Raw genomic sequence first — 21,228 nt, 5'->3', positions numbered from 1 at the left:
CTTTTTTGTACTTTTTATTAACTTCTCTTATTGTCCATTATTGACAGGGGCTTCTCCTGCATTCCCGCCAGTATCTGGTTGTGTGGTCGCTGGAGGTGTTGTATTTCCTTGACCTCCTCCATTATTTGCTGGAGGTGTTGTATTTCCTTGGCCTCCTCCATTATTCGCTGGAGGTGTTGTATTTCCTTGGCCTCCTCCATTATTCGCTGGAGGTGTCGTATTTCCTTGGCCTCCTCCGTTATTCGCTGGAGGTGTTGTATTTCCTTGGCCTCCCTCGTTATTTGCTGGAGGTGTCGTTCCTTGGCCATTTCCATTATTTTGTTCATTTTGTTTCTTTTCTTCTTCTTGTTTCTTTTGTTCTTCTTGCTTCTTCAGTTCCTCTTGTTGCTTTTGTTCTTCTTGTTTTTTAAGCTCTTCTTGTTTCTTTAATTCTTCTTTGTTTTTCTCTTCTTCAGTTTTTTGCTTTTGATCTGGTTTTGGTTGTTCCGTTGTATCCGGTACGCTCGTATTTGGTGAAGAATCACGTTTTTCACCTTTTATACGTAGCTCACTACCTTCTTGAATAACACTACTTGGCATTTTAAAGCGTGATTTGTCAGTAGCAAACTCACTCATCATTTCTTTAAAGATCAACTGTGCAATTTTCGTATTTTTACTACTAATATACTCGTCTTTACCATCTTTCATATATCCAGTCCATACCGCCATCGTATATTGCGGCGTATAACCTGCAAACCAACTATCACGAGTCGCACTTTCTGGAATGTTATATTTCGCTAGTTGTTTTGAATCATAGTTTGTTGTACCTGTTTTACCAGCTACATCTAAAGAACTTATATTTGCCGCTGTACCAGTACCAGATGTTACTACTGAACGAAGCATATCAGTAATCATATATGCTGTAGAGTCAGCTATAACTTGTTTTGGTTTTTGCTCAAAACTTTGTGACTTGCCGTCTGGATAAACTACTTTCTTAACAAAATGCGGTTTTGCATACTTTCCACCATTACCAAATGTCGCATAAGCACCCGCCATTTCAGTTGGTGATACTTCGTTTGTACCAATAGCGGTAGATTCTTTCGGTGCTGAATTAAATGTAATACCTAATTTCTCAGAGAATTCCTTTGATTTATTAAGTCCTACTTCTTTTGCAGTTTTAACTGCTGGAACGTTACGTGACATTTTTAATGCTTCACGCATAGTAATTGGGCCTAAATGACTTCTGTCCGCATTTCGAAGTTCTTGTCCAGTTGAATATTTAAATGGAGAATCATCAATTTGATGGTACGTAGCCCATTTTAAATATTCAATAGCAGGACCGTAATCAAAGATTGGCTTCATCGTTGAACCAGCTGCACGATCTAATTCAATTGCCATATTATGCCCTTTAAATACTGCTTTATTTTCACCACGCCCACTACCTATAGCACGAACCTCACCTGTTTTCGTATCCATAAATGTGAAAGCACCTTGGAATTTATCATTTGGATAATTAATAATATTTTCATTTAATATCCTATCAGCAGACTTCTGTGCATCTCGGTCTAAAGTTGTATAAATTTCTAAACCGTCAGAACCAATGTTAGCATCTGGCAATTCTTTTTCAACTTCTTTCACAACCGCATCCATAAATGCAGGATATGGCATTGCCTGAACAGTTGCAGTTTTAAGTCCATCTGTAACTTTAACTTTCGAAGCTTCTTCCATTTCTGCCTTCGTAATATAACCATGTCGATTCATTAATTTTAGTACAACATCTCTTCTTTCTGTTGCTCTTTGAATATTGTCCGTTTTCGTTGGATCATAGTTATTCGGTGCTTTCGGTAAACCTGCAAGCATCGCAACTTCTGGTAATGTTAACTCTTTTAATTCTTTACCATAGTAGTTTTGTGCTGCTGTTGCGATACCATATGAACGGTTTCCTAAATTAATTTTATTTAAATACATTTCTAAAATTTCATGTTTTGAATATTGTTGTTCTAGCTTATACGCTAAATATATTTCCTGAACTTTACGTTTTGATGTTTTTTCCATCGATAAGAAATAGTTTTTAATAACCTGCTGCGTTATCGTACTTCCACCTTGTGAGCCGTAATCTCCTTTAAGGCTCACCAACACAGCACGGGCAGTACCTTTAAAGTCTACTCCACTATGCTCATAAAAACGTGAATCTTCTGTTGCTAAAAATGCATTTTCTACTAATTTAGGAATTTGATCATACGTAACATTCGTCCGTTTTTCTTTCCCGTATTCATATACCAAATCGCCATTTTTATCATAAATTTTTGAGGATAACGGATTAACAAGTTTTGCTTTCTCAAGTTTTGGTGCATCCTTAATCATTACGAAGAAGGTAGCAACCCCCGCCACTAAACCAACAATACCAAGTAATAAACAAGTAATTAAAAACTTACGAAAGAATGAAGTTTTCCCTTTTGGTTTTTGTGTTTTAGAAGCTGGCTGTTTTTTCTTTTTAACTTGTCGTCGTTCCTCTCGAGAACGATAATTTTCTGACATGTTACTTTCTCCTGCCTTTCAATTCTCCCGTTGATTTACTTAAAAATATTGAGGTCACTTTCTAAACTGAAGTTAATTAAGAAAGTATATCGACCTGGAGCATTCAATATTTTCCTAATTCACAGATTATAAATTTTAGAATACTTCTTATACAAACTATTTTCACTTCTATTTTTCCTAATAATGCTGCCCCTTTAAGCATAGAATGTAAAAAGTGAATTTTTAATACCTCGTATAAATAATATACCTTTTTTTCAAATGGTCAATATTTTCTTATTTATAAATCAAAGGTGAAATAAAAATAGCACAACGATATGTACTTCGTGTGAACTTCCTTATAATTACGTATAACGAACATTTAATATATTGCATATAAGTATAATACCTCTTTAATTATAAGGATTTCAACACCACAACCTCAACATCTACAAGAAATTATTAAAAATGAGAAGTGAGGAGTTGCGTAATGATGAAACTATCTCCCGTGATTTCAAAAAATATAGTTGCTGTTGGCTATAATCCTTTTTCTATGATTTTGCGCATTCAATTAAAGAATGGAATGTATGATTTCTTTAACGTGCCTGAAAACATTTACACCGGTTTATTAAGCGCACAATCTAAAACTAATTATCACAATACTTATATTAAAAATTCTTACCGCTATACTAAAATTTAAACTTAAACAGAATGAAAAAAGAAAGGAGGTAGTCCCCCTTTCTTTTTACAATCATTTCACGACTTAGCTATCTTCTATTCCTCTTATTCATTTCATCATATGCTTCAATTTGTTTTTTTAATCTCCGGTCTGCTTTTTTATCATGTACAACTAATATCGCATGTATAACTCCTGGAACCCAAAATATTAATGTTAATAGGAAGTTAATTATTGCTTGAAATGGTTTTCCACAAAATAATACGGCTACTGGTGGTAGTAGAATTGCCAATAAATACATCATCTCTTGAAAACTCCTTGTTTTGTATTTTTTATCTCTCTTCTTTTCATACGCTCACAAAACCAATTATTTTTATATTTCATAAATTCCAATTAAGCATGAAAAACTTTTCTACTCTTATATATTCTATTCAAATGCCTAAAAACCTACTACTTCAATCTTACCACGTATGTAAAATTAAAATCCCCCTTCCTTTATCAAATGTGTATTTTCATATTTTTATTTTTTCTAATCTGTCTTCTTTCTCTATTATAGTTAATCCAATCGCAGAAATAATAGTTCCTATTGCTTGTATCCAAATACCAATGAGTGCTATTATCTTCTCATTCTTCTTATCAACCATACTGCCTTCATTTTCTATTTCGTTCTTTGATACATTAATAATACCTTGATACGCTTGAAGTCCAGCACCTAAACTTTGCAAAGAATTACCTAGTATTATAATTCTCTGTATTGCTTTCATCTGAAGTAAAGCTGCTTCTACTCCTAAAAAAGCACCAATCGATTGTAAACTGTTCCCGATAATTATGAGATAATCATTCTCTTTCAATTGTTTATTTATATTAAAATATGTTCCTATTACATTTGATATATTCCCTAATGCTAATAATTCAATGCCCATTTTATCAAGCATTTCACTTTTATTCTCCAAACACATATTTTGATTTTCTCTTTCAGCTTCATTTCCGGTATCATTACTCGCTATTATTTGTAATATATAACCGAGGGCTTGTAATGAGCTTCCTACAATTACAAGATCTGATTCAACTTTCTCTTCTCCAATAAATCCTCTTGTCGTCCCAATAGCCGCAGTAAGATTTCCTCCTACTTGAAACCATGCTCCTGTCACTTTTAAACCGCTTGGATTCATTTTTATCACCTATTTAGAAATTTTCTAGTGCTTTTTTCGCCATAAACAAATGACATCCTTTATCTCATATTTATTTTCTATATGTAATTTTGTGCATTCTAAAATGTGTTAATCATACAAAAAAGCACCTTTAAGGTACTTTTTTTAGACAAAGCGTATATCACTGAAAATATGCTAATTAAAAGATACGTATACAATTCAAAATATATTTACATACATTCTGGGCATGTCAATGAAGCTCCATTTTTATCTATTGTTATATTTAATATATATTGAATCGCATGATGTGACCACATTTCAGGTGTGGGTGATTCATTTACATACTGTGGTGCACATGAATACAGCATTGGGCTCCTAATACTTCCGCCCGGATCTAAAGCAACTACAGCCATACCATAGGGTAATTCAAGTGCCATAGATTTCGTGATACCTTCAATTGCAAACTTTGAGGCACAATATGGCGCCAGCTCAGCTTCTCCCTCTCGGCCCCAACTAGAACTCATATTAATAATCATTCCTTCTTTCCTAGCTACCATCGCTGGGACAAATGCCCTAATTACATTTACTACACCATTTACGTTTACATTCATTACATTTTCGAATTCTTGAGCTGTTACTTTCCACAGTGGCGCATTTTTATTAACAATCGATGCATTATTTATTAACAAGTCAGGTGCTCTATATCTATGAAGTATATAACTCGCCCAATTACTTACTTGCTGGGAGTCTGAAACATCGATTATTTGAAAATCATGTATATTACCGTAATATTTTTTCAATTCTTCAATTTTATCTTTTGAACGTCCACAGCCATATATATTCCATCCCAATTCATGAAATCGATCAACCATTGCACGACCTAATCCTTGCGTCACTCCTGTAATCATTACAACTTTTCCAGTTTCGTTTCGCTGCATATACCTCTCCTCCTTTATAAAATTTTACACTCTCCCTTTTCATTCAGCCATTTACTAAAGTATCAACTCATTTCATACTTTAGTAGGAGTTTTTATGTAAGCAAAAAGAGTAACCATAACAGTTACTCTTGCTTATATATCAAAAAAGTCATTATTTATTTCGTTATTGCTTTTATATTTCAGCTTCTCTTTCCCGCATTTCTCACACAATATATAAAAGTTACACCTAGATTACCTCTTTTAAAATCTTCATTATCCTTAATAAAACCATATTTATGCTTACAGTGAGATTCATCTAAAAAAATTTTAAACCATTTTTTCAACATAGAACAGTTAACCTCTATGAAAGAATCTTCATCTATTCTGATTACCGATTTTTATTTAAATTCTCAATCTCATTTTGCAACTTTTTGAATTGTTCAAAATGCATAGTGATAGATTGACTATTTCCATAATCAACACTATGCTTCACAAATAAAACACCAGTGTCATGAAAAATTGCTTCCAGTTCTTTTCTGATGGATACTTTCATTATATGTGCTGTTTTAATAGCCGATAAAATTGCAATTTCATTAAACTTTAATTTTATTTCATTTGGACAAAATGCTTCTTCAACCAATATAACTTCATTGCTATAAATAAGTGCAACAAGATTACTTGATTTTGCATCTGTTAAATCTACTTTTTTTATAACATTATTCATTACATTTTGCCTCCTTTGATTTTGTATATATTAATTATACAATTGTTTTTTAAAATTAATCGACCTTACATTAATTTTAACATACTTTTATTGTAGGATTAAGCTACACTTCAAACGTTTTACTATTCCACAATTTTTGTTACATGAACCATTTGGACTATAAGGCCATATAGTAATGTTAACAAATGATTGTAAAGCGGGTGAAAACTATGCCCTCAGTTGTAGGGAATTTAGTTGTACAAAATAGTAACGGTTCATTTAACTTAGGCGATTTCTACAACGTTTCTCCGAAAGAAAATACGAAGGCTTATAATGGATCTGGTGCTTCAAACGTTGGTTTTGTTGTTAATACTTTTAATGGCGTGAGCGCGACTAATACGTTTGATTCTGACCTTGCAGATCAAAACCAAGTGGGTACAGCCTAATCCTATTTTTTCATCGTTCTGTTTAGGAATTTTAAATTTGTCTATACTATAATTAGGCTGTTACACAGCTATTATTGATTTTTGGAGTACCCTATCTTTTTCTCCCTTTCCCTGGGGCTCAGCAGCTAGTATGAAGCTAGCTGCTTTTTCGTTTCATTATTTATATCCCTCATCTAAAATAACGTAAAGGAAGCTAAAATTGAAATTTCAGCTTCCTTTACGTTATTTCAATAATATCAGAAGTATTAAATACGTAAGTTTTATAAAATGCGTCCGTACATATTACAATGCGCTTTAGCGGGTTTATATGCACTACTGTCATATAACTTGTAAGGATGTAACCATCTTCAAAATATGTCACCAATACTTCTTTCTCAGACAATAATGACGTTAATAATTTATCAGAAATTCTCTCTTTTGCTTCGTTTGTTAAGAGCGGTTTTTGTACTTTAAACTTCTCTCCAATAACCTTTCGCAAACTTAACAACTGTTCCGACATTACTGTAAATGGAACCCATTCTCTTTCTATTTTCTGCACCTTTACATCATTCATTTCTTTATCTCCTTGATCATTTATCCATTCAATTTCACACATAATGGTACTCAATTATTCTTTCATAATGCTAGGCTCATATTTATCCGGCATTAACAGGTAGTGAAGCTCCTACCTCAAAATCCGCTATATGCGAGGAGGTAAGACGAAAATCAACTGCCCGTTAACGCTTAGTTGGTGAAAGCTAATAAATAACGGACGATGAACACCCTGCTTATTAAAGTTTCACTTTATTTCTTATTCGTATACTATCTACACATACAAGAACATTCGTTCTAATTATACACGAACTTACGTTCTTTTGGAATGATTTAAATTATATTTTTATCCATCATTTATTTTTTCTTCATCAAGTGAGCTTTTCACTTCTTATATAATAGGCCGTCCACATATCAACAGAAAAAGCGACTTCATACAAAGTGAAGTCGCTTTTTTCTAATAACGTATATTTCCATATTTATTTTTCTATCCTGACAAGCGTTCTTTCCGGGATACAAATCTCATCTATATTAAAATGATTTATTTTTAATTTTAATTCTCCCACTCGTTCCTGATCTTCATCACCAACCCAACAACTGAATAATTCAAAATAGTCCCCCTCATTTAAATAACCTTCCATAATCGAGCATAAAGCTAATAGCTTTTTTTTAGCTTCTTTCTTCTCCTTTTCACTTTGCCACTCAACAAGTTCAATGCCCCAGCTCGTTGAAACTTCATACGTGTAACTTGTTTGAAATTGAAACTCTTGTACAATTTCAAGCATACTTTCATCTGAAAAGCACGACCCAAAAACAATTACATCATTAGAATCTGGATCCGTTAACGGAATTTCTACATTGCACCCTATATAACTTGCTAAACTCATTTTTACTCCTCCAATATTCATATACAAAATACTTTATATGAATATTTATCTACTCGAATATAAAATCCCTGCCTAAACTAAAAAGTTTTAATTTTTCAAGTTTATTAACCAACTATAAATGAAAGCATATATTATAAAGAACGAACTCACAAAATTTAAGGAATTTATAACGAACCACAATTCATTCCTTATGAATTTCTATGAAAAGAGAGCAATTTAAACACTCTCTTTTCGTACATAATGTATAAAACTATTTATAAATAATTGCCCCTTATTATTACATATATTTTGGTTGTACTATTATATGTAACTCCCTCTCTGTTACTGCTTTTTTTGGGTTACGAAAATACTCTAATTCGTATTTTAATACTTCATACTCAACCATCCCAATCTTGATCCCTTTCGTTTCTTTTAAAATAGCTAATAAGTTGCTTATATCTTCATCATACGATTCAAAAACCTTCCCTCCACCTTCTCTTTGAAAAATTACTTTCATATTTTCTCCTCCTACGTAATATATTTATCTATTAAATAATTTCTTTAAAAGCATTCTTTCCTCTGAAAATTTCATACTAAAAAGAACATTCTTTTTTAGTAGAATGCTCTGCTTTTCACTTCATTTAACATCAATATTTTTTCAATACTATTGTATGTTTCATTCTGCAAATTATGTTTATCCACTTCAATAAAGAAAAACTTAAATCACTTCAGGTTTTAATTAGCCCGCGCCAATCAGACTACATGCAAATAGTGGAATGAAATTAAGCAAACGAAACATTATAATATCAACATTCTATGAAGCATTGATCATTCCAATTTTTAAAAAATACATAAATCCCCATTGTAATTCTTAATATTTAAATGTAATATTATATTGTCTTACTATCTATTTATAACACACACACTAACTAGAAAAGGGAACCTATATAGGTTCCCTTTTCTAATTACAATCATTATTTCTTTTCTAGAAATTCAAATGTATTTTTAAATTCTTTATCATTCACTTTAATACCAGCATCTTTCAATAAATCATTAACTACTTGCTGTTTCCATTTACCTGTCGTATCTTGTAGTCTTTGCTGTTCTAAATCTTTACGAATTTGATCTTTTACTTCATCAAATGGCTTCAATTCTTTTTTATCTGTCACTTTAATAATATGGTACCCGTAAGTTGTTTTTACTGACTCACTTACTTGTCCTGCATTTAATTTATATGCAGCTTCCTCAAATTCTTTCACCGTTTGCCCTGGAGCAAAACCAGTTATTTCCCCACCTTGTTCTTTTGAACCAGTATCCTCTGAATATTGCTTCGCTAAAGCTGCAAAATCTTCTCCATTATTTACTTTCTCTTTCACTTCTTTAGCAGTCTTTTCATCTTTCACTAAAATGTGACTTACCTTCATTTCTGGTTTATAGTTATCTTTTACATCTTTTTCTGTGACAGTCGCTTTAATCGCTTTCTCAAATGCGATTTCTGGCTTCATTTTTTCTTTTAATTCATCTTCATTTTTCAATCCAACTTGCTCTAAAGTCGATTTGAAGTTGTCACCCATTTTATCTTTTGCTTCTTCTACTTGTTTTTTTGCTTCCTCATCTGAAACTTTATATTTATCTAGCAACGCCTTACTTAACACCATTTGGTATAAAGTACTTTCCCCATATTTTTGTCTTAACTCTTTACTTAACTCTTTCTCTGTAACATTTCCTACTTTTGATGTTACTACATTGTCTGAGGAACCACATGCCGATAATGCCAGTAGTACGCATGAAATAATTGTTCCTAAAAATAGCTTTTTCTTTTTCAATTCAAAATACCTCACTTTTATTATTATATAAGAATAACTATACAATGTACTTGTGTTAACAATGTGTTTTCCACATGTAATTCATTTCATTTGAATAAACTATGTATCTTGTTCTTTTTTGTTCAAATATTAAAGGTCATCTTACTATTTATCAGTAAAATGACCCTTTACGTATTCCTATAGATTCTTAATAGTTACATGTTCTTCCAGTATCCAATTATTTTGCCCGATATCTACTGCATTTTTGGCTCTTCCCCACACACGAAAAGATTTTGATCCATCAATATTTCCTTTATAATTTATACATTCAGGCTCTGCATAATAATTCACTCCATACCCAACAGGATATTTTGAAACTGCATAAAACCATTCTACATCAAAATGTTTTACATATACCCACTGTTTATCATTGCCTAAGCAAATCATATCTTTATCTGCGTCTTCCCAATAACCATGTAAGACTAAATATGGATTTTTTTGAGTGATTGTACCTGTAAACTGAGGATTCGTAGGATTTTCATATACGTTTATGCCATATCCATCAGGATATTTTGAAACTGCAATACCAATACCATTTGATTGCTGTGTATTCTCTTTGTTAAATTGAATAGATTGATTTACTTGATCCGAACCTATAAACCAAGAAAGCGACTTATTTCCTATTAATTGATTTAAATCACATTTCCCAATACCAGGAACATTTCCCGCATCAGTATATTGCCAAATATCACACGGATATGCTGGCTTATTTCCTCCATAACGAGGAATCCATACAAAATCAACTTCAATATTACGTGCTCCAAATGATACATACGTGTGATGCCCCACGTATAGCCCTACTTTTTTCGCACCTAAACGGCGTAATTCATCTATAAACGCTTGTGTCCCCCCTTGCATATCCATCATCGTTTGAATTTCTACGTCCACCACCCAAAACTTAGCAGATTTATCGCCACGACTCCAAAAATCTTGTGCCTCTTTCCTTGCATCAGCAATAGATATAAAGCGACAAAATGCATAATTACCAAATGGAATACTGCGTTTCTTCATTTCATTCACATAATTTTGATACATAAAATCTACCGTATTCGAGCCATCTTGAACTCTAGCAATAACTAAATCTAGCCGAGATGCTGCAATATCCCAATCAATAGTTCCATTCCATTTTGAAATATCGATAATATACCCCACTACAATTCATCCCCTTTTTAATATCATATTCAAAGCTTGTCTTATTGAAAGCCCCTTATGCCTAATACTAGCTATTTATAATATAAATAAGGAGAATCTATATTATTTTTCAAAACATATAATCTTTTAATTAAACTTCCACTAATTTTATTTATTTTTCATACAGCTCATTCACAAATTCGAGATATGCACTATCATCTATTAGTAAATAATATCAATTAATTAACCTTTCATTAGCGCTATTATTAGAAACGTTTTCATTATTACTACTCATCGATATTAATCTTCTTTAGACTAATAAACAAATGTATGACAGCTAACTTACTGTGTTTCTTGCGATTATTCTATATTCACGAAAATGATTTCCCTCACATTTCTTATATATTTTCAATTCAAACAGACTACTTTTACATACTATATGAAATTCTGTAACTCTTTCATCAGTGGCAGTTTCGTTCATTATTCACAGCTTGTTAACCTGTAATTAGCTAGACAAAGTAACGTTTATGCATACAAAAAAGACATTTTCTATTAATGAAAATGTCTTCTTACAATTTAGTAAAACAGTTTTGGTGTCAACTCTGTATTTTGTAATTGTGCACTCTCACCGCTCGGAACACAGCTTGTGGAGAATAAAATTGGGATATCACAAATGTCATCGTTCATTACATCATGAAATACATTTGCAGCAACATCAGTAAATGTTTGACATAAATTTGAAATATCATCATTAAAAAATTGAATCACTTGCGCAGTAAAAACTGGAAAGACAACATTTGATCCACCAGGAAGCTGCGGCTGTACAACAACTTGTTCAAAATAAGGATTATTTTCTAACGCCACTTGAAATAAATGAGCAATTTCAAATGCATCTAGTGGACATGGAAGTGGATTTACAATGTTATTTTCATTATTAGTTACAATAACTGTTACACTTACATTCCCAAATTCTACAAAAGATTTTAGAAGCGTTGCTAACGCTATCGCTTTTTCATTACTTAACGCATGCACTAAAATAATATAATTCCCGCCAACTGGAATTAGCGGACCAACTGAAACAGTTGGATCAGCACCAATTGAATTTTTTAACTCATTGAAATATGTGATCCACGGTGGTGAAAGCTGAGCTTGTACATTTTCTTGCACTCTTTCATTACCTCCTAATACAATTCTTACTACTATAATATGTATCAAGGAAAAAAGTGTATTAGATAAATTACTTATTTTTTGCTTTTACCTATTATATCGATTAAACATTTTATAGAACATTCTCAGTTTCCTATGCATTTCCCACATTTTCACCACGGCATAAAACCCCATATTATTATCAACTCAACTAAAATTTCATATTATATTAATACGCCTTTATAATCTGAACGAAAAAGTGCATAATAAGATGCTGCATATGAGGAGCTGATTTTATGAAAAAAAAACCTATCGTGGTTAAAGTTCCACCAAACTCAAAACTAAAAATCACATTTTTCGGTCCATGTAACGAGGTAATTACAAATGTTTCTATAATTAACCAACTTTCCACACCTAAGTGTCAAACTATTACGCAATATCCAAACTATAAGAAATACGAAACTGAAGTACGATCATTATCCAGTTGTTAATCCATTCTATTCACAATCCTTACAATTTGGTTAGCTCCGCGACTACGGGAATAGACCAAAATTACTCATTTCATGTTATTCCATTGATAATCTATTGATTTTTCACACGTTTTTATTAACCGAGCATATATTATCGTATGGAAATTATCCACTCATAAAACCTATCTTTCTTTAGAGCGTACTTTTTATGTATGCTCTTTTTTTTATTTATCTCTCATTCTGTAAACATAAACCTGCTCACTTTTATATTTCACGGGCGATCAACATATCTGCTGCTTATAAACAATTTAATCAATGTGTAATCAACAATACTCCTTTATTTATTATACGTTCACTATTCTGTTAAATTAGTGTATTGATTCAATCATCATTCATTAATATATTCCCCTTCTAAATTGACCAAATATGTATTAAAATTCTTTATATACTCAAGGAGGTCAAAAATGTTCAAGTTGCATCCCATACTACTCATCTTAGGATTTATTTTATTTTTATATAGTGTAATCGTCTTAATGTTTTTCCTTTCTATACAATAGCAATACCTACACAAACCTATGTTAAATATGTAATTTCTATATAGTAAAGAAAAAGCCCATAATTATACGGCCTTTTATGTATTAATAAATTTAGATATCTTTTCTATTCCATAAGACTACTAGCAAATGTAATGCCTAAGAACTTTCACAACCATGTTACTTGTTTCGTTGTACTCTTTTTATTACCTGCAGAATATCTAATACTCATAATAAGCTAGCACTTTCAACCTTACATCCTAGCATGTGAAATTCTCCTGAAACAAACTATATTTAGCCTATTTACTTATATATTTTAGAAAAATAATAATAATCCCCCACCATTTGGTGTAGGGGATTAACTAAACCTACTGAAAAGTATTTTATTCTCTTCGTTATTTAATTGGAGAAGGAAATCTTGCAGCTTCAAAATGTGAGCCGTCTTCTGAAGGACTTAAAACTCCGTCTATGCTACTTTGTGCATAAACCTCAACTTGATCTCCTTCATTCAATTGAATAATCGTCGAAACACTTACTACATTTCCAAAACCTATTGGACCGAAAAAGTCATTATCTATAGCTATTGCTGCGTTTCCATTTACACGAATTTCTACACGAGCTCTATAATTTAAACTAGGATCGTTTGGAAAGAAACCAATCGTTCCAATAATAGAGTAAACTCCCCTAGTCTTCGGAATAAAAATAGACGTTACTGGATTATACTCATTTGCTAAATCAAATTGTTCATTTTGGAACAATACCTTTACAAAAGTATTGGCAGGAACCGTTTGATTCACCGTATTTCTAGCTCTAAATGCAGATGCCCTAACAAGCTTCTCCTCGTTGTCATTACACTTACTCGTGCTCTTACAACAATCATGCTGTTTCTTTTTATACTCTTTACAATACTTACAGTAGTAATAGCAAGACATGCTAGTTCCCCTTTCATGCTTATTACCACATATTATGTAAGGGGGATTCGCAATGTTTGGACGAGCTATTGTTTTAGCACTATACTTATCGCCTATTTATATACACTTGAGAGGAAAACATATTAATAAAAACACAACCTAGATGTATCGTGCAATCCATTCAAATTTAATGGATTCTTCACTTAGCTATTTCACTTTCAATACAAAAAAGAGCGAATCTACATTCCCTCTTTTTTTATGGCCCAAAGCTTATCATCCAACCTAACATAAATCCAAATACAGCAAACAACAGCATAAAAACAAATAAACTACATGCCCACAATGCATATTTTCGACTTTTGCTTTTTGTGATCATACCTACGACTGAGCACACCACGCCAATACCAACTATTTGCAGAAAACCTTTACCTATAAATGTTTCTTGAGTAAGCAATATAATGTTCAAATACAATAACGCTAGAAAGGCGATAATTAATGAAATAGTCCCCATCCACGTTTCCTGTTTATACATATGATTCTTTCTTTTTTTTAAGAATGCCAATTCCATAACCTCGCTTCACCTACTTTCAATTTTCTAACTTTTTCGTGGCTCATCAATTTTTCAACTTCTACTTTAGGCCCAGTTACAACTGCCCCGTATGTTTTCACCCCATTTTTTTCAAGGAAAGAAATACGCTTTGACAACTCTAATACTTTCGCTCTAGATAGCTTCACAGCTAAATCTTCATGCTTCTGTAATGACTTTAAAACATCAATAAATTGTTCCTCATGAGGTGAATCACTTTCAAAAGCACCACTTGGCCTTGAAATCATTTCTGCTGGAAAGCCAATCGGGGCTACATACATACCCTCTTCATTCGTTTGCTTCTCCTCTAATCCTGTATTAATGGCATACCACACAATATCAATAGTAGGAAACATATCCGTTACCTCTTGTACACTTAATAATTCTCTAAAAGATACAAATGCTTCTACAACAGATTCTTGCGGAAGACCCTTTAATACTTGCACTTCTTCGCTACTATTATAGGACGCATTATAATTATTAGGATGAGACAATACTTCGTTGTCTATATACGGGATTTTCGGAATTTTTTCATCTGTTGTATATTCACGGCTTACTTTCGTCGCTCTACTAAATACATAATCTGTTTTCTCTTCTCCTATTCGAATATCTTTCTTTCCTACTCTTTTATACAAATCAAAATGCAATTGCAAACTAAGCGGTAACAACGTTTGCTCCATGTCCCTATCTTTCAAAAATACATTTGGTTCTGTTACACTTAACGTTTGATTTACTACATTCCGTATCTCCATTGCGTTTGTAGGTGCCAATGTATAATATAAGAGTGTTGATATATATATAATAGGTTGAATAAGTAATAAAAAAGTAAATACAATTAAAACATTCGTAATACGTGCTCTTTTTTTACCTATTTTCAACAATTGCTCTTGTTTTCCATCAGATAGTGAAGCCGGTCTTTGATGAATAGCTTCTTGTAACAGTTCTTTATAATCATCTTGTTCAGAATGAGGTTTATCATTTGTCATTTTGACTCTTTTCCTCCTTTAACAATTCTTTTAATCTCTTTCTCCCGCGAAACATGTGACTTTTATACGTATTTAACTTTAAATCTAATACAGAAGCACCCTCTTCGTACGTTAATTGATGTACGTCACATAATAAAATAGCTTGTGCCTCTATTACCGGTAAAGTATGAATAATCTGAATTAACTTTTCATAACTATTTTTTGCGACTACATACTCTTCTGTAGATTCCTCCGCTTGTATTGTCTCTAATTCCTCCGTTCCTACAAAGGTTACTTTTTTCTCTTTCCTAACATAATCAATAAACGTATGATATGCCACTTTAAAAAGCCATGATTTTACCTTTTGATTTTCATAGTCTTCTAAATAAAGATACGCTCGATAAAAAGTCTCTTGCATCAAGTCCTCCGCTACGTGATGGCTACGAGAAAGGGAAAATAAATACCGGTACACATCGTTTATATAAACCTTATATATTTCTTCAATCTCCATCCCCCTCCTCCTTTCATATATAACACGAATAAACAAATTCAAAAGTTGCATTATTTTTCCTTTTTTCTTTTTTATTTATAAAAAAACATCTTTTATACATTTTAATAACTATTTACAATTATAAACAAAATACTAGATATTATGGCTGTAAATATCTTTCAAAACCAGTAAAAAAACGATTCAGATGTTCTCCTGCTTTTTGTAAGTTGATAGTTATATGACAATCATCCTGTACGATATACCCGCAGATAGGACTTCGTTGTTACATCTGAATCTGGTCCGCGTAAATAAATGTTCATGTATCCTTTCATACAGAGCCACTAACCATCATTTTTCATGATAAATTAATCCCCACTTTTTCTTTAATCGGTATCATCTCATCAAAAAACATTTGTAGTATGTACGGAGATTATCTCATCGGCTATTTACAAATTGTAGGTGAGGACTATTTGACGCTTACATATCCCCCTCTCCATTTGTGGGTAATAAGACTCCAAAAAAATTTCGGAACATGCAAGAAAGGTAGGTAGGAGCCAGATCGTCCGTATATGTCCAATTGGCGAGGACTAATAATCGGTTTGGGATACCTGCCCCCTACTGATTAAACTTTCAATTTATAGATTAAATACAGTTCCATATGGGATAGTAAGAAAAGAACTTCCATACGGTGTGATTTGATGCACTGGGTAAAAATACTCCATAGATGAATAATACGGCTGGATACCTTGTTGCTGCATTTGCATTTGTTGTTGCATTTGTTGTTGCATTTGTAATGCTTGTTGAACAGCTTGAACTGTACTTTGTGCTCCACTAAACGTTATTGATGTACCATACGCTGGTCGCATACCAGCTTGAGTAGCAAAATAAGAATAAAACATTACTTTCATCTCACTTCCCTAAAAGTAATTACAAGTTATGTTATGATTCTTTATTTCAGTGGGTGCGGAGAGTTAATCTATTAGCTTTGATTAGGTTTAAAGATTTTTATTATCTGTTACACTTTCATATTTCATTTACAAGGTTCATCTACTAATACTAATTTAATTTTTGAAGGGGCATTTCATTAACAAGTTTCTGATAACTATTTTTTAAATTCGACTACTTTCAAAATTTTAGAAATGAATGTTTAAGATTACTAAAAATAGATTACTTATCTATACAACCTTCACAAAATAAAAACACCCTAAACGGATGCTTTATTTTTCACTACTTTTATTCATTAACAATAATTCAATTGTCCTCGTATTTCACCATTAGAATGTTGTGCTGTATGAACATTAATATATATGTTTCCAGATATGATTTCATTTACAAGAGTACCTAATGTTTGACCCGCTAACGGCCCGACCAAATCTTCTTGAGTAATCATTCCCGTAAGAGTTGCACACTCTATTGAAACTGGATTTGTTATAGGTCCAAATAAAAAAGCTACAACAGGACCGTTCGTTCCTTTTGACCCAAGATGCAGATGGGCAGCTACTACATCCTCTATATCGAATAAATCTAGCTTGAATTTTAAGCTAAGCTTGTCCGGGCTTAATTTAAAGAAAGCCTCTCCTCGAGCACCTGTTTCTACTGGTGGAACTTCATTCCTACCGCGTAACTTTGCAAAGAACATATTTACCACTCCTACGTTGTTATATACTCCTAATATATTCTTGTCCTTCATATATAGTGTTAATAAATCAGGTATTAGTCTACTTAATTTTTTTATACCATAGGTTAAATTATCAATTTCTATTAAATCCATTAATCTGACTATTACGTATTTGAATTTTATTCATATACTATATTAGATTACTCGGAAGGAGGCGAAAGTATGGAAAGCTGTGTTTTGTTCGTTAATGGACAACCTCTTTTAGTGGTCTCAGTCGCTGGAATCGAAATTGCTAGATTAGAACTTTCTCTTCAAGTAGCATTGACCTTAATAGCATTAGGAATTCCAATCTGTGCATAAACGTTAGGTATCTATTCAAAAGAGAGCTTAGGCTCTCTTTTTTATTTATATCTTTCCTTCACAACAAAAAAAGACACCACTAAAAGCACGGCATCGCGTAAAATAACTGCTATTTGTTTAATCATTTCTTCACTAGCAACCCTAATTCATGTAGAATTTCTGAGAACGAATAGCCATATGCAAAACCTACAATACGAATCCCTGGAATCCATCTATGTTCTAAATTTTCATTGTATGTTTTCTTATAATACTTTAATTTAGAATCTATACTGTATTTGTCGTTAATAATTACTTCATCGCTATGAAATCCATCCATTTCAATCTGAACAGCTACGTACTCTGCTCCCTCAATAAAGGCTTTGTTATAACACTTTTCTAATTCTTCTAATGTCACTCCCATTATTAACCTCCTTTCCAAATGGGTGTTTTGTTCAATAAAAAAAGAGCATCTAAATCAGTAGATGCGAAGATATATATAAGGTAAGCTCTTGGAGTATTTAATAGATTATAAACTGGTTGCTTGTCCTACAATATATTATATGATTTTCATATAAAAATGGTTCATCAAAAAACAAGGTGAAAATTACTCATTGTCATTTTAGAAAATAGTTACATTTTACTTTTTTAAACTAGTCTATCAATCGCTCCCTTCCAACTCCTCATTTTCTTCACTTATTTGTCCAATTAATGAAATTACGGAACCGACGGCTTGTATCCAACTTCCTGCAATTTCTATCAGCTGTCTTCCTTTATTTTTTCATTCGGTTCGCTATTTATTTGAGTGTTTAAATTTTTTCCATTTATATTACTTTTCCTATAAAACAAAGTAGTTTTTGCAAATAGATGATTTCTTCACTAAAACACTTAATAAATTACTCTTTTATGTTTTAAGTTAATAAAAATATATTTCCATTTTGTTTTCTAGCCTTACTTACACTTCTTGTTAATAACCAAGTATTAATTATACGTCCCATAAGAACGTCTTGATTTTCTAAACATATACTTAGAAGAAAAATATTCCTGAACATTACACAAATACTTACAAATCCTTTAAATGCAGAAGAAAATACAAACTCTTAAAGCATACTTAACGATGATAAAGTTTTAAAAAGGAGGTAATTATGAAAAATAATCAAAACTCAAACGATCCGTGCAAAAAATTCCAATTTCCCTGTTTTATTTCTATATCCCCTTGTGATCAAAGTAATTGTTGTACACCTGTTTTTTTCTCATTTTCTCAGCAACAAGAATTATTGTCCCTAATTAACCAATTAAATCAAGCTATCCTTTCTTTCTTTACCACGCCAAATCCGACAACTATACAAATACTCCAATCATCATTACAAGCGTTAAATGATTTAATCATTGCAGTACAACCAAATACTCCAAATAAAAATTTAGTTATACGAACTATCACTCAATTAATCAATTCTTTGCCCACTGCATCTCTTACTCAAATCTCTGCGTTATTCCAATTTCTATTCCAAAATTTATCTTCGCTCATTAGTTGTTCCAATATATCGGACCCATTGTTACAACAAACATTCAACTTAATTTTGCAAGGAATATTGAATAGTTCTCTATTAAATATTATCGGAATACCCGGTCCTACTGGAGCGACAGGACCTAGAGGATTTTCAGGACCTAAAGGAGCTACTGGTCCTCAAGGTGTGCAAGGCATTCAAGGGCCAGAAGGACCAGAAGGAGCTACTGGTCCTCAAGGTGTGCAAGGGCTTCAAGGACCGGAAGGACTTGCAGGAGCTACTGGTCCTCAAGGCGTGGAAGGGCTTCAAGGGCCAGAAGGACCGGAAGGACCGACTGGACCCCAAGGTGTGCAAGGGCTTCAAGGACCACCTGGACCACCTGGACCCACTGGCTCTGGGACTGGAATGGGAGTTCCTGGACCCCCAGGACCGACTGGACCTCAGGGAGTACAAGGAATTCAAGGGCCGGAAGGACCAGAAGGAGCTACTGGACCTCAAGGTGTGCAAGGCATTCAAGGGCCGGAAGGACTCGAAGGGCCGACTGGACCTCAAGGTGTGCAAGGTATTCAAGGACCGGAAGGACCAGAAGGGCCGACTGGACCTCAAGGTGTGCAAGGTATTCAAGGACCGGAAGGACCACCAGGACCGACTGGAGATTGTGAGTGTCCAACAGGACCTACGGGACCGACTGGGCCAACCGGCCCCACTGGACCTGCATGTAATTTCCTTGTTTATGTTACAAACGCAGGAGCCATAGACGATCCCACAGATGATACAGTATCTGTAATTAATACCGGAACAAATACAGTTGTTGCTACAATTACTGTAGATAATGCTCCTCTTGAAGTAACCGTTTCACCAAATGGGACTCGCGCTTATGTTACTAATATTTTTTCTGATACCGTATCCGTTATTAATACTTCTACAAATTCTGTTATCGCTACCATTCCTGTTGGAAGCGACCCGATTGGTGTAGCTGTTTCTCCAAATAATACAACTGTTTATGTTGGAAATCACGGTAATAATACTGTTTCTGTTATAAATGCTGCTACTAACACAGTTGTTGCTACCATTCCTGTTGGTAACGCTCCGCAAGGAATCACCGTTTCTCCAAATGGAACCTTTGCATATGTCGCAAACGAATTAAGCAACACAATTTCTGTTATTAATACTGCTACTAATACAGTTAGCGCTACTATTCCTGTTGGCATTCGTCCTAGAATAATCGTCTTTACACTAGATGGCACTCGTGCCTATGTCACAAATCAAAACAGCAATACTGTTTCTGTTATTGACACCGCTACTAATTCCGTAATTAATACAATTAACGTAGGTACTGAACCGGTTGGTATAGATATTACACCAGATGGCACACGTATTTACGTTGTAAATAAAGTTAGTAATAATGTATCAGTAATAAGCGTGGCGACAAATACTGTAATTAATACAATTCCTGTTGCCTTATCCCCGGATCAAGTAACCATCATACCAGATGGCACTCTCGCCTACGTTACAAACCAAGGTAGCAATACTGTTTCTGTTATCAATACTGCTACAAATATGGTTATAGATACTGTTCCAGTAGGCGTTGCTCCAACTGGTATAGCAACTGGAACTATTTGTGAATAAAAAAAACAGAGAGACAAAAATATATGTCTCTCTGTTTTTTTCGTTCCTTAAAAACTTCATATTCAAAGTCCCCCTTGTATGAAATGAAGTAACTGCTTAACTTTACGAACGTGAAAAACAGTCACAAATTATCTATATCACGCTCTAATCATATTTTCTAATCTTCTAAAATTCTTTTATAAAATAAACAATCATGACTTTACAGTCCCACCCATATATGAAAAGGGGTGGGACTATTTATTTTCCAAGCTTTCCAT

General features: G+C 33.2%; 23 protein-coding genes and 2 pseudogenes. 5 read left to right on the top strand and 20 right to left on the bottom strand.

The genetic code is table 11. The features are described 5' to 3' along the window. Window positions 1–27: 27 nt before the first annotated feature. A complete protein-coding gene (locus tag JDS99_RS23315) occupies window positions 28–2,517 on the bottom strand; it encodes a PBP1A family penicillin-binding protein (RefSeq protein WP_199695797.1) in 2,490 nt (829 codons plus the stop codon). A gap of 466 nt (window positions 2,518–2,983) precedes the next feature. Here JDS99_RS23315 and JDS99_RS23310 point away from each other — a divergent pair, with 466 nt between their 5' ends. Next, window positions 2,984–3,193, top strand: a complete 210-nt coding sequence (locus JDS99_RS23310; protein WP_131933606.1) for a KTSC domain-containing protein — start codon at window positions 2,984–2,986, stop codon at window positions 3,191–3,193. A 67-nt stretch (window positions 3,194–3,260) separates the two neighbouring features. Here JDS99_RS23310 and JDS99_RS23305 read toward each other — a convergent pair whose 3' ends face one another. From JDS99_RS23305 to JDS99_RS23285, 5 genes and pseudogenes are all read right to left on the bottom strand, one after another. Then, entirely contained in the window at window positions 3,261–3,473 is a 213-nt protein-coding gene (locus JDS99_RS23305; protein ID WP_000990228.1) for a YqaE/Pmp3 family membrane protein, read from the bottom strand. Between the two features lie 208 nt (window positions 3,474–3,681). After that, complete coding sequence (locus JDS99_RS23300; RefSeq protein ID WP_088063293.1) at window positions 3,682–4,341, bottom strand: DUF6944 family repetitive protein; 660 nt, start codon at window positions 4,339–4,341, stop codon at window positions 3,682–3,684. Between the two features lie 209 nt (window positions 4,342–4,550). Next, on the bottom strand, window positions 4,551–5,258 hold the full coding sequence (locus JDS99_RS23295; protein WP_088063292.1) for an SDR family oxidoreductase: 708 nt from the start codon (window positions 5,256–5,258) through the stop codon (window positions 4,551–4,553). 132 nt (window positions 5,259–5,390) lie between these two features. Further along, window positions 5,391–5,584, bottom strand: a pseudogene (locus JDS99_RS23290) (hypothetical protein). Between the two features lie 41 nt (window positions 5,585–5,625). Continuing rightward, window positions 5,626–5,961 (bottom strand): hypothetical protein, encoded by a 336-nt coding sequence (locus JDS99_RS23285; protein ID WP_001066867.1) that lies wholly within the window; start codon window positions 5,959–5,961, stop codon window positions 5,626–5,628. A gap of 209 nt (window positions 5,962–6,170) precedes the next feature. Between JDS99_RS23285 and gerPF the strand changes: the two genes are divergently transcribed. Beyond that, window positions 6,171–6,386 carry a spore germination protein GerPF gene (gerPF, locus tag JDS99_RS23280; RefSeq protein ID WP_001141565.1) on the top strand — a complete coding sequence of 72 codons (216 nt, stop codon included), beginning with the start codon at window positions 6,171–6,173 and terminating at the stop codon, window positions 6,384–6,386. Between the two features lie 217 nt (window positions 6,387–6,603). Here the strand turns inward: gerPF and JDS99_RS23275 are convergent, their stop codons facing one another. The 6 genes from JDS99_RS23275 to JDS99_RS23250 form a co-directional block, all read right to left on the bottom strand. Beyond that, window positions 6,604–6,939 carry a YolD-like family protein gene (locus JDS99_RS23275; RefSeq protein WP_199695796.1) on the bottom strand — a complete coding sequence of 112 codons (336 nt, stop codon included), beginning with the start codon at window positions 6,937–6,939 and terminating at the stop codon, window positions 6,604–6,606. Between the two features lie 457 nt (window positions 6,940–7,396). Beyond that, window positions 7,397–7,804 (bottom strand): hypothetical protein, encoded by a 408-nt coding sequence (locus JDS99_RS23270; protein ID WP_087980344.1) that lies wholly within the window; start codon window positions 7,802–7,804, stop codon window positions 7,397–7,399. Between the two features lie 277 nt (window positions 7,805–8,081). After that, on the bottom strand, window positions 8,082–8,300 hold the full coding sequence (locus JDS99_RS23265; RefSeq protein WP_087980343.1) for a hypothetical protein: 219 nt from the start codon (window positions 8,298–8,300) through the stop codon (window positions 8,082–8,084). Window positions 8,301–8,757: 457 nt separating this feature from the next. Further along, on the bottom strand, window positions 8,758–9,609 hold the full coding sequence (locus JDS99_RS23260; RefSeq protein WP_088063290.1) for a peptidylprolyl isomerase PrsA: 852 nt from the start codon (window positions 9,607–9,609) through the stop codon (window positions 8,758–8,760). A 177-nt stretch (window positions 9,610–9,786) separates the two neighbouring features. Beyond that, entirely contained in the window at window positions 9,787–10,800 is a 1,014-nt protein-coding gene (locus JDS99_RS23255; RefSeq protein WP_088063289.1) for a glycoside hydrolase family 25 protein, read from the bottom strand. A 555-nt stretch (window positions 10,801–11,355) separates the two neighbouring features. After that, window positions 11,356–11,946 (bottom strand): hypothetical protein, encoded by a 591-nt coding sequence (locus JDS99_RS23250; protein ID WP_088609402.1) that lies wholly within the window; start codon window positions 11,944–11,946, stop codon window positions 11,356–11,358. A gap of 275 nt (window positions 11,947–12,221) precedes the next feature. Between JDS99_RS23250 and JDS99_RS23245 the strand changes: the two genes are divergently transcribed. After that, window positions 12,222–12,416 (top strand): hypothetical protein, encoded by a 195-nt coding sequence (locus tag JDS99_RS23245; RefSeq protein WP_060488666.1) that lies wholly within the window; start codon window positions 12,222–12,224, stop codon window positions 12,414–12,416. Between the two features lie 907 nt (window positions 12,417–13,323). Here the strand turns inward: JDS99_RS23245 and JDS99_RS23240 are convergent. The 6 genes from JDS99_RS23240 to JDS99_RS23215 all read right to left on the bottom strand — a co-directional run bounded on the left by JDS99_RS23240 (window position 13,324) and on the right by JDS99_RS23215 (window position 17,519). Beyond that, the gene (locus tag JDS99_RS23240; RefSeq protein ID WP_001278094.1) at window positions 13,324–13,860 is read right to left on the bottom strand and encodes a C1q-like domain-containing protein; all 537 of its coding nucleotides are present in this window, start codon (window positions 13,858–13,860) and stop codon (window positions 13,324–13,326) included. 235 nt (window positions 13,861–14,095) lie between these two features. Further along, window positions 14,096–14,407 (bottom strand): hypothetical protein, encoded by a 312-nt coding sequence (locus JDS99_RS23235; protein ID WP_088063285.1) that lies wholly within the window; start codon window positions 14,405–14,407, stop codon window positions 14,096–14,098. Next, complete coding sequence (locus tag JDS99_RS23230; RefSeq protein ID WP_106383268.1) at window positions 14,389–15,411, bottom strand: anti-sigma factor; 1,023 nt, start codon at window positions 15,409–15,411, stop codon at window positions 14,389–14,391. The genes JDS99_RS23235 and JDS99_RS23230 overlap by 19 nt, the downstream gene beginning before the upstream one ends. Further along, window positions 15,401–15,901 (bottom strand): sigma-70 family RNA polymerase sigma factor, encoded by a 501-nt coding sequence (locus tag JDS99_RS23225; protein ID WP_088609400.1) that lies wholly within the window; start codon window positions 15,899–15,901, stop codon window positions 15,401–15,403. Before JDS99_RS23225 ends, JDS99_RS23230 begins: the two co-directional genes overlap by 11 nt. A 614-nt stretch (window positions 15,902–16,515) precedes the next feature. Further along, on the bottom strand, window positions 16,516–16,779 hold the full coding sequence (locus JDS99_RS23220) for a DUF3947 family protein (protein WP_098115247.1): 264 nt from the start codon (window positions 16,777–16,779) through the stop codon (window positions 16,516–16,518). A gap of 341 nt (window positions 16,780–17,120) precedes the next feature. Continuing rightward, window positions 17,121–17,519 (bottom strand): CHRD domain-containing protein, encoded by a 399-nt coding sequence (locus tag JDS99_RS23215; protein ID WP_199695795.1) that lies wholly within the window; start codon window positions 17,517–17,519, stop codon window positions 17,121–17,123. A 201-nt stretch (window positions 17,520–17,720) separates the two neighbouring features. Here JDS99_RS23215 and JDS99_RS23210 point away from each other — a divergent pair, with 201 nt between their 5' ends. Further along, window positions 17,721–17,858 carry a DUF3956 family protein gene (locus JDS99_RS23210; RefSeq protein WP_000443219.1) on the top strand — a complete coding sequence of 46 codons (138 nt, stop codon included), beginning with the start codon at window positions 17,721–17,723 and terminating at the stop codon, window positions 17,856–17,858. 121 nt (window positions 17,859–17,979) lie between these two features. Here JDS99_RS23210 and JDS99_RS23205 read toward each other — a convergent pair whose 3' ends face one another. Both JDS99_RS23205 and JDS99_RS32820 read right to left on the bottom strand, forming a co-directional pair. Further along, on the bottom strand, window positions 17,980–18,258 hold the full coding sequence (locus JDS99_RS23205; RefSeq protein WP_000539238.1) for a hypothetical protein: 279 nt from the start codon (window positions 18,256–18,258) through the stop codon (window positions 17,980–17,982). Between the two features lie 237 nt (window positions 18,259–18,495). Beyond that, window positions 18,496–18,665, bottom strand: a pseudogene (locus JDS99_RS32820) (DUF6944 family repetitive protein); the annotation flags it as partial. A gap of 314 nt (window positions 18,666–18,979) precedes the next feature. Between JDS99_RS32820 and JDS99_RS23200 the strand changes: the two are divergent. After that, the gene (locus JDS99_RS23200) at window positions 18,980–20,971 is read left to right on the top strand and encodes a collagen-like repeat preface domain-containing protein (RefSeq protein ID WP_088609399.1); all 1,992 of its coding nucleotides are present in this window, start codon (window positions 18,980–18,982) and stop codon (window positions 20,969–20,971) included. Window positions 20,972–21,228: the final 257 nt, after the last annotated feature.

The organism is Bacillus cereus group sp. N6 (genome assembly GCF_016483705.1).
Classification (GTDB): domain Bacteria; phylum Bacillota; class Bacilli; order Bacillales; family Bacillaceae_G; genus Bacillus_A; species Bacillus_A wiedmannii.
Note: the sequence above shows the minus strand (reverse complement) of the source record. Positions and strands in the feature narration are given on the sequence as shown.